Source organism: Shewanella sp. MMG014, from assembly GCF_018100775.1.
Lineage (GTDB): Bacteria > Pseudomonadota > Gammaproteobacteria > Enterobacterales > Shewanellaceae > Shewanella > Shewanella japonica.
The window spans coordinates 1-17,486 of sequence record NZ_JAGJDZ010000006.1 but is presented as its reverse complement, the minus strand read 5'-3'; the positions used below and the strand labels follow the sequence as shown (position 1 = coordinate 17,486).

General features: G+C 40.9%; 15 protein-coding genes. 9 read left to right on the top strand and 6 right to left on the bottom strand.

The window, feature by feature from the left end; translation table 11 throughout:
- The first annotated feature begins 41 nt into the window (after window positions 1–41).
- The 3 genes from J8L86_RS11080 to J8L86_RS11070 all read left to right on the top strand — a co-directional run bounded on the left by J8L86_RS11080 (window position 42) and on the right by J8L86_RS11070 (window position 5,433).
- The gene (locus J8L86_RS11080) at window positions 42–1,577 is read left to right on the top strand and encodes a response regulator (RefSeq protein WP_211030318.1); all 1,536 of its coding nucleotides are present in this window, start codon (window positions 42–44) and stop codon (window positions 1,575–1,577) included.
- 167 nt (window positions 1,578–1,744) lie between these two features.
- Complete coding sequence (locus tag J8L86_RS11075) at window positions 1,745–3,931, top strand: OsmC domain/YcaO domain-containing protein (RefSeq protein WP_211030316.1); 2,187 nt, start codon at window positions 1,745–1,747, stop codon at window positions 3,929–3,931.
- A gap of 509 nt (window positions 3,932–4,440) precedes the next feature.
- Window positions 4,441–5,433: a hypothetical protein gene (locus J8L86_RS11070; RefSeq protein WP_211030314.1), complete on the top strand. Its 993-nt coding sequence runs from the start codon at window positions 4,441–4,443 to the stop codon at window positions 5,431–5,433.
- Between the two features lie 151 nt (window positions 5,434–5,584).
- Here J8L86_RS11070 and J8L86_RS11065 read toward each other — a convergent pair whose 3' ends face one another.
- The 5 genes from J8L86_RS11065 to J8L86_RS11045 form a co-directional block, all read right to left on the bottom strand.
- On the bottom strand, window positions 5,585–6,073 hold the full coding sequence (locus tag J8L86_RS11065; RefSeq protein WP_211030312.1) for a zf-TFIIB domain-containing protein: 489 nt from the start codon (window positions 6,071–6,073) through the stop codon (window positions 5,585–5,587).
- Between the two features lie 394 nt (window positions 6,074–6,467).
- Window positions 6,468–8,648: a catalase/peroxidase HPI gene (gene katG / locus J8L86_RS11060; protein WP_211030310.1), complete on the bottom strand. Its 2,181-nt coding sequence runs from the start codon at window positions 8,646–8,648 to the stop codon at window positions 6,468–6,470.
- Between the two features lie 680 nt (window positions 8,649–9,328).
- Window positions 9,329–10,219: a sterol desaturase family protein gene (locus J8L86_RS11055; protein ID WP_082972427.1), complete on the bottom strand. Its 891-nt coding sequence runs from the start codon at window positions 10,217–10,219 to the stop codon at window positions 9,329–9,331.
- A 9-nt stretch (window positions 10,220–10,228) separates the two neighbouring features.
- Window positions 10,229–10,819, bottom strand: a complete 591-nt coding sequence (locus J8L86_RS11050; protein WP_211030308.1) for a hypothetical protein — start codon at window positions 10,817–10,819, stop codon at window positions 10,229–10,231.
- A gap of 72 nt (window positions 10,820–10,891) precedes the next feature.
- Window positions 10,892–11,476 carry a TetR/AcrR family transcriptional regulator gene (locus tag J8L86_RS11045; protein ID WP_055024836.1) on the bottom strand — a complete coding sequence of 195 codons (585 nt, stop codon included), beginning with the start codon at window positions 11,474–11,476 and terminating at the stop codon, window positions 10,892–10,894.
- Window positions 11,477–11,606: 130 nt separating this feature from the next.
- Between J8L86_RS11045 and J8L86_RS11040 the strand changes: the two genes are divergently transcribed.
- The 3 genes from J8L86_RS11040 (at window position 11,607) to J8L86_RS11030 (ending at window position 13,613) form a co-directional block, all read left to right on the top strand.
- Window positions 11,607–11,807: a hypothetical protein gene (locus J8L86_RS11040; RefSeq protein WP_065109925.1), complete on the top strand. Its 201-nt coding sequence runs from the start codon at window positions 11,607–11,609 to the stop codon at window positions 11,805–11,807.
- Window positions 11,808–11,819: 12 nt separating this feature from the next.
- Entirely contained in the window at window positions 11,820–12,986 is a 1,167-nt protein-coding gene (locus tag J8L86_RS11035) for an aromatic ring-hydroxylating dioxygenase subunit alpha (protein WP_211030306.1), read from the top strand.
- Between the two features lie 135 nt (window positions 12,987–13,121).
- Window positions 13,122–13,613: a tyrosine-protein phosphatase gene (locus tag J8L86_RS11030; RefSeq protein ID WP_211030304.1), complete on the top strand. Its 492-nt coding sequence runs from the start codon at window positions 13,122–13,124 to the stop codon at window positions 13,611–13,613.
- 369 nt (window positions 13,614–13,982) lie between these two features.
- Here J8L86_RS11030 and J8L86_RS11025 read toward each other — a convergent pair whose 3' ends face one another.
- Window positions 13,983–14,201 (bottom strand): hypothetical protein, encoded by a 219-nt coding sequence (locus J8L86_RS11025; RefSeq protein ID WP_211030303.1) that lies wholly within the window; start codon window positions 14,199–14,201, stop codon window positions 13,983–13,985.
- A 255-nt stretch (window positions 14,202–14,456) separates the two neighbouring features.
- On the opposite strand from J8L86_RS11025, the gene gloA reads away from it, so the two are divergent.
- From gloA to J8L86_RS11010, 3 genes are all read left to right on the top strand, one after another.
- A complete protein-coding gene (gene gloA, locus J8L86_RS11020; protein WP_065109929.1) occupies window positions 14,457–14,834 on the top strand; it encodes a lactoylglutathione lyase in 378 nt (125 codons plus the stop codon).
- Between the two features lie 56 nt (window positions 14,835–14,890).
- On the top strand, window positions 14,891–15,991 hold the full coding sequence (locus J8L86_RS11015; RefSeq protein ID WP_211030301.1) for an alkene reductase: 1,101 nt from the start codon (window positions 14,891–14,893) through the stop codon (window positions 15,989–15,991).
- A gap of 434 nt (window positions 15,992–16,425) precedes the next feature.
- Window positions 16,426–17,277 (top strand): DMT family transporter, encoded by an 852-nt coding sequence (locus tag J8L86_RS11010; RefSeq protein WP_211030299.1) that lies wholly within the window; start codon window positions 16,426–16,428, stop codon window positions 17,275–17,277.
- Window positions 17,278–17,486 lie beyond the last annotated feature (209 nt).

Here is a 17,486-nt window from a genome sequence, read left to right as displayed (position 1 = left end):
TTAGGCCTTTATAATAATAAAAAATGCTGGAGAATATAATTGTGCAGCCATTTCAACTTGTAAATCAGTACGCTGATAAAACGGTACTCATCGTTGATGATTTTCCTGCGATGTTAAAGACTGTTGGAAGTATGCTTATTTCAGTAGGGTTTAAAAAAGTACATAAAGCTGCACATGGTAAGGAAGCATTACAGATATTAGAAGTTGAGCGGGTTGATTTAATTATTTCAGATTGGAATATGCCCAAGATGACTGGCATTGAGCTGTTGAGAGCGGTTAGAGAAAGCGAACAAGCATTTTCAACCCTGCCATTTATGATGCTCACCGCCAATGTCAATCAAGATGATGTTAGAGAAGCGGTCAATCTCGGTGTTAGTGAATACTTGATAAAGCCTTTTAATCAAACCACGCTTAAAAATAAGATAACCAATGCGTTTAATCCTTCACTTCGTAAAATACAAACTCAGACCAAGCCATTAAGTTATGATACTAAAACACCGAGCCGCTCACCGGCATCGATTCTAATTGTTGATGATAATACGACGAATGTTGCAGTACTGACTGAATTATTGAAGAGTACCTATAAATTAAAAGCCTGTTTGTCAGGTGCAAAAGCACTGGAGATATGTCAAAAAGAGGTTAAACCCGATCTTATTTTACTGGATATTATGATGCCGGATATTGATGGGTTAAGTGTGTGCAAACAACTTAAGTCCGATCCGTTAACAGAACATATTCCGGTGATATTTATCTCAGCATTATCTCAAGATAAAGATGTCATAAAAGGTTTAAATCTTGGTGCTGTCGATTACATCACTAAACCGATTTCCCCAGAAATTACCAAAGCCAGAATTGCGACCCATATTCGCTTGGTTGAGCAACGACAGGATATGGTTCAACAGCTTGATACCATGATTGAAAATGTTCGCTTAAAAGATGAAATAGACAGGATTGTTAATCATGATTTCAAAGGGCCTTTATCCACCATTATCGCTGCCACTGAGATGATTGACCAAAAGAATGTTGGCTGCGATGAAGAAGTACAAATCTTGCAAAGTAGTGTGTTATTTATCGAGAAAATGGTCGATGACAATATGTTGGTTCACCACCTTGAAAAAGACACTACTAAGATTCAGCTAAGCCCACAAAATGCGCAGCAACTTTTGCATGAAATCATGGTTGGTTTAAAGAAAAAGCTAACGACAAATCAACAAGTATTATCTGTTGATATTCCAGCTGAGTTGGAGTTTGTTGGGGATAAAACCATCAGCTTTAACTTATTCCATAATTTGCTACTAAATGCAGTTGAAGCCGCACCTGAAGGAAGCGAAATTCAGGTAACTCAAATTGCTGACGCTCAGTGGGTTAAATTTAATATTCACAATGAAGGTGAAATTCCGCAATCAATTCAACAGACATTTTTTAATAAGTATGTGACTTCAGGTAAAGCAAACGGTACAGGAATAGGCACCTACTCAGCGTTACTTTCTGCTAAAGCACAGGGAGGGGATATTCGTTTTTCTTCTGATGCTAGCCGTGGCACGACGCTGAGTGTCAAACTTAAACGGGCAACATAATGTTTATTTATAACGTTAATTCGTTTTGTTTGCTGCATTTGCTACTATTTTATAATTAATCCAAGACTAATGGACTAAAAACACCGATAATTCACCCACTCGATAGATAGGCGCGATCGTTAGCGCTGATTTAAACATATTAGCTAAGCAAGTTGTGGGTGTATTCAATGGAAATCAAAGTTAACTTTCTCGATAACTTAAGGCTCGAAGCCAAGTTTGACGATTTTACGGTGACGGCCGATCAACCGATCCGCTATAAAGGGGATGGCTCTGCGCCAAGTCCGTTTGATTATTTCCTTGCATCATCTGCGTTATGTGCGGCTTACTTCATCAAGGTTTATTGTAAGGCGCGTGATATTCCAACAGATAATATCCGTTTATCACAAAATAACATTGTTGATCCTGAAGATCGTTATAACCAGATCTTTCAAATCCAAGTTGAGCTCCCTGATGATATTTCAGAGAAAGATCGCACAGGCATATTGCGTTCAATCGACCGTTGTACTGTAAAAAAGGTCGTGCAGACAGGTCCTGAGTTTAAAATCGAAACGGTTGAAAACCTCGATAGTGATGCCAATGCGATGTTAATGGGCCAGCCAGATGGTGATGACTCTACCTACATTTTAGGTAAAGACTTACCGCTTGAAGAAACCATCAAAAACATGACGGGTATGCTCGCTGATCTTGGAATGAAAATCGAAATTTCATCGTGGCGTAACATTGTCCCTAACGTGTGGTCTTTGCATATTCGTGATGCTGCATCACCGATGTGTTTTACCAATGGTAAAGGCGCGACGAAAGAAAGTGCATTATGTTCAGCGTTAGGTGAGTTCATTGAACGTTTGAACAATAACTTCTTTTATAACGATCAGTTTTTTGGCAACGAGATCGCTAATAGCGAATTTGTGCATTATCCCAATGAAAAGTGGTTTGAACTCGAAGAAGACGATGCTTTGCCTAGTGGCATGCTCGATGAATATACCCTTGAGATATATAACCCAGATGATGAACTCCACGGTTCACATCTAATAGACACTAACTCAGGCAATATTGAGCGCGGCATTTGCACGATTCCATACACCCGTCAAAGTGATGGTGAAACGGTCTATTTCCCATCAAACTTGATTGAAAACTTATTTTTAAGTAACGGCATGAGTGCGGGCAACAACCTGCAAGAAGCACAAGTACAGTGTTTATCTGAAATCTTTGAAAGAGCCATTAAACGCCAAATCATTGAGCAAGAAATTGTCCTTCCTGATGTGCCAATGTCAGTATTAGAAAAGTACCCAAGTATCCTTGCGGGTATTAAAGGGTTAGAAGAACAAGGTTTCCCCGTTGTTGTTAAGGACGCATCACTTGGTGGTGAATTCCCAGTGATGTGCGTGACCTTAATGAATCCTAAAACAGGTGGTGTGTTTGCCTCATTTGGTGCACATCCAAGCTTTGAAGTGGCATTAGAGCGCAGTCTAACTGAATTGCTACAAGGCCGTAGTTTTGAAGGCTTAAATGATGTGCCAAAGCCGACATTTAACAGCATGGCAGTGAGTGAACCTGAAAACTTTGTTGAGCACTTTATTGACTCAACCGGCGTGGTTTCATGGCGCTTCTTTAGCAGTAACTCTGATTATGAGTTCTGTGAGTGGGATTTCTCTGGTACATCGGAAGAAGAAGCCAACGGCTTATTCGGCATCTTAGAAGCATTAGGTAAAGAGGTGTATACCGCTGAGTTTAATCAATTAGGTGCATCGGCTTGTCGTATGTTGGTACCTGACTTTTCAGAAGTGTACCCAGTGGAAGACTTGATTTGGGATAACACTAATAAAGCGCTGGATTACCGTGAAGACATTTTAAATCTGCATTCTTTATCAGATGAAGAATTAGTGGATTTAGTTAATCGTTTAGATGAAAGCCAGCAAGATAACTACACTGATATCCGTACCATGATTGGTATCGTATTTGACGAAAATACCGTCTGGGGACAGTTGACGATTATTGAGCTTAAAATCTTAATTTATCTAGCACTAGGCGCACATGACGAGGCGCTTGAGTTAGTCGAAGACTTCTTACAGTTTAACGATAACACGGTAGAGCGTGGCTTATTCTATCAAGCTGTTAATGCTGTATTAGAAGTTGAATTAGATGAAGAGTTGGAACTTGAGCACTTTATCCATAACTTTACCCGTATGTTCGGCGAAGAAGTGATGCAGAATGTGGTTGGTAGCGTAACAGGTGAAGTGAGATTCTATGGCCTAACTGAAACCAGTATCAACCTTGAAGGCATTGAGCCTCATTTACGCTTGATTGAAAGCTATAAGAAACTGCATCAAGCGCGTAAATTGGCTGCTAAGTTATAAGCTCAACGCTGCTTAATAATGCTAAATCGCGTTTTATTGAAATGAATTTAATGCCCGTTAGTGACTCACTAATGGGCATTTTTATTGTTATTTTATCAAGTTATTGCTTCATTAATTTTCAGCATTCATTTCATTTGATTTCAGTTCAGTTCAGCTCAGCTCAGTTCATTCCCTTGCACTAACAAAAGCACTCTTTATCGTCAAAGCACTACTTATTCCCAAAGTACTATTTATGATGATTTACATCGCGTTGCGGTAATGTTCGTGTGTGCTTTGAAGTTGTAACCTTGTTGTTCGACCATAGTGATTGCACAAATATACAATTGTTTGAGTAAGGTTTGCTGGTGGGTGTTATTTGATGGTTATGTTGATATTTTCTCTTTGTTTTTGTAACTAAGTTGTTGAATAAGAATGTTTTTGGTGTTTTTAAGCTTGTTTGTCATTCAGGTTGATTAACATGATGAGAAATAACAATAAACTCAAAATATTTCTTTCAGAGTGACATGATAATGACAAAGATAAAAGTGACGATGTTAGCTGCTTCAGTAGTGTTTTTACTGGGTTGTGATGATGTTGATATCAATAATAACTACATTCAAAAAAGTCTAACCGCATCAAATGGCGCTTTATACGATCAAAACACCGCCTTTGAAGGTCGTGCGTATATGGACTACGACTTGCCAAGTATTAGTCCTCGTTTAGGCTATTGCTTCAATGGAAGCCTTGCTGTGCAAGTGTGTGCAGAGACATCATTTGATGGCCGAGTAGGGTACGATGAGGATTGGGTAGAAAACTATCAGGCGCTTGATTTAGATAATAAAACCGTGCGTTTTAAAACCTTCAATGAAGCCACAAATCCTGAACAAGATTTGATCCCACTGATTATTAATAAAGCCTATTCCTACAGCAGCGATTGGGAAAGCCGATTGATTGATTCTGCAAAACGTATTGAAAGCACAATTGGTCAGCGGATTTTTCAACGTGAAATACTGTATGTCGATATTCATGTAGAGGATGAATTCGCTGTTAGCCGAGATGATTTATATAACGGCAGCTATATGACGAATGACAATAAGTTGAGTGCTGATGGTGTTGCCACCTCTTATAAACAACTGATTAAAGAGAATCCACATGTTGCAGGTGGCATTATTATGTCTGTTGGCTCCAATGTGGTTTACAAAAACTGTGGTGATTCTAAAGGCTCGGTGAGCTATGCACCTAAAACAAACTACATTCCATCACAAGTCATAGACTCAGAGGGGTATTTGAGTAATGAAGGCTTTGTGTGGGTCAATTTAGGCGTAGTATCGGGCACGTGTAATAACCTGAATAATGTCAGTAATAGCATTATTGATCATGAGTTGGGGCACTTGATCGGCCTTGCCGATCATTTTGAAGATTATGGTCATGGCGCAGCTTGGGGGGATGGAGCTAAAGCAGTGCTTAAAGCGTTATACAACAATCCGCTTGGCACGCCTTATGACTTAATTGAAAAACCATAAAACTGATATCATATCAATGCGAGTCACTAACAGTGCCGGCTGTAGTAACTTGTTGATTATGAGTTGATTTTGTCACTGACTTACATTAAAAAGCGAACCTCATGGTTCGCTTTTTAAGTTTATAGAGATTCGTCGATATCACGAATATTTTTTAAAAAACGCTCATAAATAATCGTTGTAATTTTTGAGCTAATGCGTCTTTTTGTTGTATTTTCATATCATGGCTTTTCTGAATATTAGTCTCTAGCATAGCAAGTACAAAATCTTTGCCAGCTTTGTCTCGATCCTGTTGATTAGGGAAGAGCTCCCTAATTTTTGCGAGTTCATTATAGTCAAACCACATCCCCCCACAGCCAGGGCATTCATCCACTTCTACTTGATTTTTTGGACTGTAAAAATATCGGCGCATGACGATATCGGGACATTTCGGGCAATTAATTCTTTGGCTATAATCTATTGCAGATGGGGTAAATTGAGATAAATGCTCTACCAGCACCGAACCGCGCTTTTCATGTTCTTCGTCAAAATGCATCAGCTCATCATTGTCAAAAAAGACACCACCAGAGGCTTTGGAAAATTCGACCGTTATACCGCCGACTTTGATAGGTGTTAGTTCAGACGCCGTTCTTGGGCATTTCATGTCGTTACTCCTTTAACTGCTAGGTTTATATGCTTCATTGTAAAGATTAATTTGCTGTTAAGTTACTTTTAATGGGTGTATTGGTATAGCTTTAAAATAGAGTTAGGTTTAGTCAATTGATTACGAAGGCAGTTAAGGGGCTCAGGGTTAGTCAACTGCCAAGAGAGGTATGTTGAAACGTAGGAGTGGTGGTTAAACGGGTAAGCGTTAAAAGTGTTTCGAATAAGAGAGTAATAGCGAATAATCATTTCAGTGGCGGAAACTGTCACTAATGACTAGAGCCAGTAATAGATAGAGTCTGTGAGGTAAATTAACCTTGCGAAAATACTGTCCTTACAAGAATAGAACCCGCGCGAGCATAAGGGGGCTCGCGCGGGTAGCTTAATCCAATAAATTATAAATCAAATCTATCGGCATTCATCACTTTGACCCATGCGGCAACAAAGTCATTAACGAACTTGGCTTTATTATCATCTTGCGCATAATGCTCACAATAAGCACGTAAGATGGAATTAGAACCAAAGACTAAGTCAACACGCGTCGCAGTCCATTTCTGAACCCCAGTTTCTCGTTCAACAATATGATAGAGGTTGTTAGCAACAGGCTTCCAAGCGTAGTTCATGTCAGTGAGATTAACGAAAAAGTCGTTAGTTAACTTACCGACATTATCAGTGAACACGCCATGAGTCTCACCGCCATAGTTGGTGCCTAATACTCGCATGCCACCAATTAAGACCGTCATTTCTGCTGCAGTAAGCCCCATGAGTTGACTGCGCTCTAACAATAGCTCTTCAGCGGTCACAACATAGTCAGACTTTAACCAGTTTCTAAAGCCATCATGAATAGGCTCAAGAACATCGAATGACTCAGCATCTGTCATTTCAGCGGTTGCATCACCTCGACCTTGGCTAAATGGCACTGACACATTAACGCCTGTTTGAGCGGCTGCGTGTTCGACAGCGCAGCTACCGGCTAACACAATTAAATCAGCCATCGAAATGGATGAATTCTTTTGTGCTTTAATCGCTGCTAATACCGCGAGAACTTTATTAAGCCGTTCAGGTTCATTGCCTTGCCATTGGTTTTGCGGCGCAAGTTGAATACGAGCGCCATTTGCACCACCACGTCTATCAGAACCACGATAGGTTCTGGCGCTATCCCATGCGGTAGTAATGAGTTCAGCCGCCGTTAACTCGCTTTGTAAAATAGCCGCTTTAAGCTCATTAATTTCAGTTTCACTGAGAGTATGAGGGTTACTAGGGATTGGGTCTTGCCAAATTAGCTCTTCATTTGGCACATCATTGCCTAAGTAGCGAGCTTTAGGGCCAAGATCTCTGTGAGTAAGTTTAAACCAAGCTCGGGTGAACACTTTGGCAAAGTAGTCGGGATCGTTATAAAAGCGCTCGGCAATTTTTCGATATTCAGGATCAAATTTTAATGCCATATCGGCATCGGTCATGATTGGATTATGGCGCTTAGTTGGGTCTTCAACATCAACTGGCATATCTTCAGGTTTGATATTGACCGGTTCCCATTGCCATGCACCAGCTGGGCTCTTGGTTGTCCACCAATCGTAGTTTAATAATAGGTGAAAGTATCCGTTATCCCACTGGGTAGGGTTTGTTGTCCAAGCGCCTTCAATACCACTGGTGACAGTGTCACTGCCGATCCCACGGTGTTGTTTATTGAGCCAACCAAAACCTTGATTTTCGATTTCAGCCGCTTCTGGCTCAGGGCCTAATTGCGCTGCATCGCCATTACCATGACATTTACCCACAGTGTGACCGCCAGCCGCTAAAGCGACGGTTTCTTCATCATTCATGGCCATACGCGCAAAGGTGATGCGAACATCATGGGCGGTTTTAATTGGATCTGGCTTACCGTCGACCCCTTCTGGGTTAACGTAAATCAGCCCCATCATGACCGCAGCTAAAGGATTATCTAAATCTCGCTCGCCAGAATAACGGCTATTTTCGTTATCACTGGTGGCGAGCCATTCTTTTTCAGCGCCCCAGAAAATATCTTTCTCTGGACTCCAGATATCTTCCCGTCCGCCAGCAAAACCGTACATCTTAAGGCCCATTGACTCGTAAGCCATGTTACCAGCAAGAATCATTAAATCTGCCCAAGATAAACTGTCGCCATACTTCTTTTTAATTGGCCAAAGTAGGCGGCGGGCTTTATCTAAATTGCCGTTATCAGGCCAGCTGTTCAAAGGAGCAAAGCGCTGGTTACCGCGGCTTGCACCACCGCGCCCATCGGCAATACGGTATGTCCCAGCTGAGTGCCACGCCATGCGGATCATTAAGCCCCCATAATGTCCCCAATCAGCAGGCCACCAGGATTGTGAGCTGGTCATTAGCTCAATTAAATCTTGCTTAACTGCATCTAAATCTAATGCATTAAACGCATCGGCATAACTAAAACTGTTGGGCATAGGATCGGTTTTAGTATCGTGTTGATGCAAAATATCGAGGTTAAGCGACTTGGGCCACCATAGCTGATCTTGGCTTTGTTGATTGGTGTTGCCCCCATGCATGACAGGGCATTTTCCGGCTGACTTTGAGCTATCCATTACGCTATTTCCTTGCTGAGTGATGTGATAAACATAATCAAGAACTCCCATTAAACTGGGTGACTTCTTGATTGAACGTACTTAAATCGTTGTTACCATTAAAAAAGACAGAGAAATGAAACGGTTATACATGCTCGGCTAGTTAACAGATAGCTGAGCCTACATGTTAAAGCTGACTTTGAAGCCGTACTTGTGTTTTACCTTTTAGCGTGGGGTAAACACAGTAAGAAATATTTCAAAGCGGAATTATTGTATACGGCTGTTTTGACGTTTTATAAATCTAGATCAATATTTGGCCAATATCCTGTTGTTCTTTGCAGTCATTTACATTGGCAAGTCTTTAATATCTAAAAACAGTCAGTTAACGGTTTGGTGATGTATTTGGAGAGCGGCTCAAGTTGTAAGGCAAACGAGATTAATCGCTAGTTTTCTCGTTGCTATGTGTCAGCTGTTGCTTATGAGCCGCTATGAAGCTGGTCTGCGTCAATGAGGTTGATATCGATGCAAAAACAAAAAAAAGCGAACGACAAGGTTCGCTTTTTGTGTCTTCATTTGCCAATCAAACGAAACGAATGCGGAAGCTTGAGGATAACCCGATTGCTAACTGCGGCTTAACCAAGACACTAAATGCCTGAACAAGACACTAAACCCCTTAACTAAAGACACTCAGTCTAAGCAGGCTAGTTTTTATTTATTTGTTCCTGCTGCCAAGCCCACGTTGGGGACTTTATCAGTAAGTGAATGCGGTAACGCCAGCTAGGGGCATGCCATAGTCGCTTGATAAGCGTGACGTAACCAGAAAAGAACACCTTAATAGGGTTTACTGTGTTTATTCTTGGGTAAACACCATACTTCACTGGTTCTTTTTCTTCCGCAAAAGTACCAAACATTTTGTCCCAAATAATGAACATGCCCGCATAGTTTTTATCGAGATATTGTTTATTGGTCGCATGATGCACTCGATGATGAGAAGGCGTATTAAATATGGCTTCTATCGGGCGTGGAAGTTTTTTCACTGTTTCAGTGTGCAGTAGTGTTTGGAATACTTGCACAATGATTTCTGCTAAAAAAATCACAAAGGGGTGAAAGCCTAAAAAGACTAATGGTAAGTAGAAGAACAACGGAAAAAACCAATCCATTGGTCCGTGTCGGTATGCCACCGAAATATTAAAATGGGGAGAGCTATGATGCACAGTATGAGTTGCCCAACCAAAGCCATTCATGTGTAAAAAGCGATGTTCCCAGTAATAGGCAAGGTCGGCAAGTAAAATACAACACAGTATTGTCCATCCCGTTATAGGAAGTTGTACTAGGCTAAGGTGTTCATAAGAAAAAAGAAATACGCCAGCATAACTCGCAGCAACAATCGTAATAATTAACCCAAATAGTCCTAGCGTGACAAAATTGGCTACGCTGTCCCCTAACAGGTTTTTAGTGAACTGCTTCTTTATTCCATATCGAAGCAGTTCAATAATAAATAACCCAATGGCGAGGACAAAAAACCAATTATCAATCCAGACCTCTAATCCCCACACATCATTAGGGGTAAACAGTTGTGATAAATAATCCATCATTGCTCCCTATTGATATGAAACAAGCATCGTTGTCGATGTTGCATTGCCAGAATCATCTAAAAAGTGAGTTTCAAGGACAAAGTTGACCGTTTTACTATAGTCAATTTTCTCCCAGGCTGTTGCCAATTGCGCAGCGGTGTAAGCGTGTTCTGGCAAAATAATGTCGCCATTTTTTGTATCAATACTATATGTGTTGGGATGTTGTTTTAGTTCTTTTACATCATAGCCAATGGTGACATCAGCTCGGTGAAAGCTATTTGTCATTGCTGAATATAAGACAAACACTTTAGTGGGCTGCACAACTAATGAGGCATGTAACTCTGCTTGCTCATTGAATGTTTGCCAAAGCTGGTGGATATCAGCTATGGCAATGTTTTGTCTAATCCCCGCGATGTTAATTTGCTGATTAACCTTGATTGCAGGGGTTGAGTTTGAATCAACTGATGTAGGCTCGATACTGTTTGACGTTATCGATTTATTGGGCTGTGGAGATGCTTCTTGTTTGAGCGCATTGGCATCAGGGCTTTGAAATAGAGCAGCGCCCCAGACTAATATCACTATCAATACTGAGGTTAATATCGAGTTGAACAAATTCATAAATGACACCTATACAAAAAATAGTCAGTGCAATTTACGTTTTTGGGTATTTATTGTCAATGTGAAAATTAACTATTTTAACACAAGTTGCTCACACAGCAGAACAGATGATTGCTTTAACTTGTACATTTCTTCAAACATACCAAGAGGTAACAAGGATTCACTCATTAAATAGTTTGAATAAATACCATATGCAATTAATTCAATTTTTTCTTGGCTGACTTCTGGGTATTGAGCCGTAAACTCGGTAATTAAATGCTGTATAAACTCATGCATGATTTGTTGCTGATGCGCTTTAATGGTCTCTAACCTTTTAGCCTCTGAAAATATCGCTTCACCTATGACGGTGTTATTGACCATTTCCTTAGTTCTCGTGCTAAAAAGGCTATCTACAAGGGCTTGAGCTCTATTTGTTTTGGGGAGCCAATTGAGTACTTCTTGCCATTGTTGCGTGTATCGCAAGGTCCAACGTTCACTTAATGCGCAGATAATATCATCTCTATTACCAATATAGTGCCTCAAAATAGTACGCTTCATATTTGCGGTTTCGGCGATATTTTCTAAAGACGTTGCTTGAATACCTTTATCCAATATACACGCTTCGAGGGCATCGAGAATTTCTTCTCGACGTTGAGTCGCCATGCTCGGCCTTGCCATACCATTCTCCCTAGTCATCAAAGCTAACATGATAGCATTTTGATTTTAATTGTCACCTTGACAATTAACTTTGGTTCAATATAAGCTATAAATTGTCACAGTGAAAATAAACGTATTGGGGAGTGTGGTTATGTGGTTATCTTTACCTTGGTCTTATTGGTTAGGCTTTGCGTTAATTCTTTGGTTGCTATTCGACCTCGTTAGAGGGGAGGCGTATATCTGGGAGTCATATAAAAGAGACACTCAACCAGCCATGTATTGGTTTACCATGCTGATATGGACTGCCGTTGCAGCGAGTTGTTTTATTTATCCTTATTGGCCGTTTGTGTAGTGGCAGGAAAAAATGAATTCAAATAATGGTTTACCTATTGAAGCTTACATTGACTCTCACTTTTTTGAGTTAGAGCAGAAGCATATATTTTCAAATACATGGGCATTTGCTGGATTAATTGAGGACGTAAAAATCCCCGGTGATTACCTAACGGTGCAAGCTGGACTGAGTAACATCGTTATTATTAAAAATGAACATGGAGATCTGCTTGCTTACCATAATATGTGTCGCCATCGAGGGACCCAATTATTGGAAGGTAAAGGAAGTGGCTTGAAAAAGTTAACCTGCCCCTATCATGACTGGACATATCAGTTATCAGGTGAGCTTGTGTCCTTACCAAAATTCAGAAGTGAATTTGCTGGTATTCAAAAAGATTGTTTGAACCTGAAACCTGCCAATGTTGGGATTTGGCGAGGCATGATTTGGGTACACCCAGATCCCAATTCCACTTCTTTACAAGATTGGTTTGGACCAATAGAAAATCAATTAGGCCCCCACGAGGTTGAATCGTTAGTAGAATTTAAAGACAGTGTGGTTATTGAAGACATAAATGCTAACTGGAAGGTGATAGTTGAGAACTACATCGACCATTACCACCTTGCTCAGCTTCATGCTGGCACACTTAATATGTATAACCATAAAAAAGCTCAGTTTGGTTTTGTGGGTCAACATTTTAAATTCTGGGAGCCACTGACTGATGATTATCAACGCAACCTGCAACAAAATGCTGCCTCACCATTGGTTTATCAATCTGGACTGAACAATATTGGCGTGTGGGTGCCGATGTTATTTCCTGGAATCGGTTTAGCTGAGTTGGAGTCCTCTTGGTCTGTTTTTCACATTACTCCTATTTCGCCATCCAAGAGCAGGGTTATTGTTCGAACTAAAATGAAGGACAGTGGCACACTTGACTACCTTAAACAAAGTCTAAGTTCAGCGGCTTTTTGGGACAAAAAAGTGAAACCGAAATACGCAAGTTTCGATCAAAACCATCCTTTAGGATCGGCAGACTTTATGCGAGAAGATATTTACATATGCGAGCAACTGCAAAAATCATTCACTAGCCCACAATTTGAGTTTGGACCTAGTGCAAGTTTTGGAGAAGCGCCTATCCGGCAGCATCAGGAGCTTATTTGGAACATCATCAAACCCTATTGGGACTCAAGACTCGTTTCGTAAAAAGTTTAAATTACTTGTACAAATGAATGTATCAAGTGACATAATCTACTTAATACAACCCTTGAATTTTGGCAAACGATCTTACATCAATGTCGCCAATCGCTGAAAATAATTCGCTAAAATTAGGAGATGATAATGTCGACACATCCGTTTGATGCATTAACTTTGGATAACGGTGCTCAGCTGATTTTTACCCCTTGCCCTGGCACCAAAGAGGCGTCGTTGAGTGACTCTGTTGCCACATTAAAGCAAGCCGGCACAGATATGTTACTGACACTGATGTTTGATAAAGAAATGGCTGCTAATAACGCTGAATCATTACCGACTGTGTGCAGCGATAATAATATCGTTTGGGCGCAACTTCCGATCCTTGATGATGCGGCACCGAGTGATGATTTTGAAGCTGCATGGGCAACATATCGATCGCAAATTTTGGCGCTGATTGCCAATAAAGGTAAAATTGCTGTGCACTGTAAAGGCGGAACTGGCCGAACAGGTTTGGTCATTGGATTGATTTTATTAGCTCAAGGCTGGCCAGTAGATAAAGTGGTTGCTGAAGTGCAAAATATCAGACCGAAAGCGCTAAAAAATCCTGTCCAAGTGGCTTATTTACATGCCTATGCATAGCTGATTTATTCAAGCTTGCCCTTGGGCGATGTGAGCGCGGATTTAAGTAAAAAAGCGAACCCAATGGTTCGCTTTTTTTGCGTGTAATATTCTGTGGCCAGTTCAAATAAGTCAATTTACCGAGTGGTTAAAAACCCTACATAAATGTCGAGCTGACAAATAATTAAACGTAATTAGCTCAATAGCGAACAGTAATCCAACAACGCTAGCGCATTAAAAAATCAGGTGACCGACCATCCTAATTAAATGGCTGAAACCTAGCACTGGTAAGGGTTTGTGGCATAGTTTGTTATCTGAGCAATGAAGAGGGCACAGGCGAAATCAAGATAGATTAATGATTAATCTGTTGTAGCAAACCAAGATAAAGAATTACTTAATACGGCTGACAGTTAGCTGATTACCTTTGGCGTTCTCATGAAAGATATCCGCTAAATACTTATCCAGTTCAGATTCTGCTAAATCGGCGGGGATCACCACATCATAAATCCTAGATCGCAATCCCGTTCCTGAATCTAAAAATAATTGCCATTCTTCGTTTTTACGCAATACCGCCATGGTTTTGCCAAACACATCAAACGTTATAAACATAAACCACTCCGATCTAAACCTTAGCTACAGTGTAGTGAAATGATCCCATGGGATCCATTGATATCGCAGGCACAATTTAAGTGATTTTTCCTGCTATTGAATGTCTCAGTTGATAACAAAAAATTATGATTATAAGAATAAATGCTAATTATATTTTTATATTTGATAGGCGTAAAATGATGTTATTCCCATTGAGGCACACTCAAGCAACAAGCTTAATGACTTTTGTTTGAGGCCAACTTTGTAAGGCAAATTATGAAATTTTTACACACAATGTTACGCGTCGCTGATCTTGATGCCTCTATCGAATTTTACACGAACGTGTTGGGTATGAAGGTACTTGAGCGTCACGAGAATAAAGACTATCGCTACACCTTAGTGTTTGTCGGTTATGAGCAAGGTGGCACCACAATCGAGTTAACCCATAATTGGGACACCAATGAATATGAAATGGGTAATGCTTTTGGTCATTTAGCCTTAGGTGTTGATGATATTTATGCCGCTTGCGACAAGATTAAAGCATTGGGCGGTAATGTCACTCGTGAGCCAGGCCCAGTTAAAGGCGGCGAAACTCATATCGCCTTTATTACAGATCCTGACAAATATCAGATTGAATTAATCCAATTAGATTAATTCAATCATATTTGCTTTCAGATTATTTTTGCCGTTTTCGATTTTAAGGAATTCCTATGAAAGACTCACTATTTCAAACGATACAGTTAGGTGAACATGCCCTAAATAATCGTATCGTCATGCCACCAATGACACGTTCACGTGCATCACAGCCAGGCAATGTCGCCAATGACATGATGGCGCAGTACTATGCTCAACGTGCGCAAGCAGGTTTGATCGTCGCCGAAGGCACGCAAATTTCAGCAATGGGTCAAGGTTATGCGTGGACGCCGGGGATTTACTCAGCCGAGCAAATTGCTGGTTGGAAGAAAACCACTGACGCAGTACATGCTAAAGGCGGAGTGATATTCGCTCAGTTATGGCATGTAGGCCGTGTGACGCATCCTGAAAATATTGGTGGTCAGCAACCGATTTCATCGTCAGCGTTGAAAGCTGATAATGTGAAAGTGTTTATTGATGATGGCACTAACGCACCAGGCTTTGTTGATGTGGTTGAGCCGCGTGCAATGACAAAAGCGGATATTGAAGCTGTTATTGCAGAGTACCGTCAAGCGGCGCTGAATGCGATTGAAGCAGGTTTTGATGGTATTGAACTGCATGCTGCGAATGGTTATTTGATTAATCAATTTATCGATTCAGAAGCCAACAACCGCACTGATGAATATGGTGGCTCGATTGAAAACCGCCTGCGCTTTTTAAGTGAAGTGGTTGCTGCCATGGTTGATGCTATCGGGGCTGATAAAGTGGGCGTGCGTTTAGCGCCGTTTACCTCGCTTAATGGCACCGTTGATGCAACACCTGTCGAGACTTACACCGCAGCTGCAGCATTATTAGAGACTCACAAGATTGTATATCTGCATATTGCCGAAGTTGACTGGGATGACGCGCCTGAAACGCCAATCGAATTTAGAATCGCGGTTCGTGAAGCTTATAAAGGGGTATTAATTTATGCGGGTAAGTATGATGCTGAAAAGGGCGGAGACGCCATTGATGATGGCTTAGCTGACATGATTGGCTTTGGTCGTCCGTTTGTCTCAAACCCAGATTTACCGAATAGAATTAAGCATGGCTATCCGTTAGCGGCACACGACCCTGCTACCTTATTTGGCGGCGATGAAAAAGGCCTAACAGATTACCCTGAATACAGCCCATCATGAAAATTACTGGTTAGTTAACCCAGCCGTATTTAGGCTAACATAGACTAATAAATAGCAACCTTGCAGATGCAAGGTTGCTTTTTTATGTTTAATACACCACACAATTACTGACAAATGAATTAACACAAACTCGATATAATTGTTGATTTCACAGTTTATTGATTCATTGTTCGTCAGCTGAGTCTTTATCGTTTATAACAACCTCAGTTTATTATTCGTCACTAGGGCCTGTTGAACTTTGCTGGTTAAGTTTTGTTCGAATTAAAAGTGTTTTAATTGAGATGGATGGATTGATGCGTTGATGCCTTGATGCCTTGATGCCTTGATGCTTAGACGCCTAGTCATCTAAGCACCTTTTATTCACAAAGGTGCATCCAAAACTTGCGACAAAACAACCTTGAAAGATCAACCGCCCAGCCATTAAGAGTCTTTTTATGCGCGGAGCATTGTTTTTATTTATCGCCACCTTGTTGGCAGCATTTGGCTGGATTGCCTCGAAAATTGTGGTCGCTGAAATGCCCGGTGAAAGTTTTATTGCAAGTCGTTTTTTGCTGGCAAGTCTAGTGCTGCTGCCATTTTGTTATAAAAGTTTATGGCGACTTAGAGCCAAGCAAATCTTACTTGCTTGCTGTGTCGGCGTCTTTTTGGGGTTAGCTCTGCTGGTATGGGTACACGCGGTATCTGTGACTGCAAGTTTATCGGAAGGGGCATTTATCATGAGCCTAGCGATGATCATCGCACCGATGACAGCATGGCTATTGTTTAAGATTAAGCCCAACAAAGCCTTTTGGTACGCACTGCCACTCAGCGTAGTGGGGATGATGTTGATGACCTTGACCAATGGTTGGCAAGTGGATGAATCTCAGTGGTACTTTTTATTTGCATCAGCACTTTTATCGGTGCATTTTGTATTAAACAAAAAAATCAGTAGTCGTATAAAACCATTAGATTCCATTTGTTTACAGCTCTTTACCGTCGGACTCGTGGGCGGTATTTACGTGCTCTTTACACAACCCGCCGCTTTTGAGCTAAACAGCACCTTACTGGCGTGGTTTGTTATATCGACAGTCTTTGCCACATCGATGCGTTATTTGCTGCAAACACTAGGACAATACTCGGTGAACATGGAAACAGCGGCACTCATCATGATCCTAGAGCCGATATGGACACTCATGCTGAGTGTAATGGTGCTTGGTGAAGCGATAGAAATTCAAAAACTGGCAGGTGGTTTGATCATCTTTTTATCTTTGTTTATGTATATTAAGTTATCTAAACGACCCAATTGATACCCGCTTAAAGAGTAGGCTTCAAGCTTGTTGGCACACTTTCACTGCTTTGAAATTGCACTCACAGCTCACTCATAAGCGAGTAGTGGGTGAGGTAGAAGAAGGATATTACGAGCATTGCTAACTGATTTTTGGACAAAAATGCGTTAGAGCTTAAGCTCTGAAAATGATTATTGGGATTAGGGACAGTATGGTAATCGGACATGCGA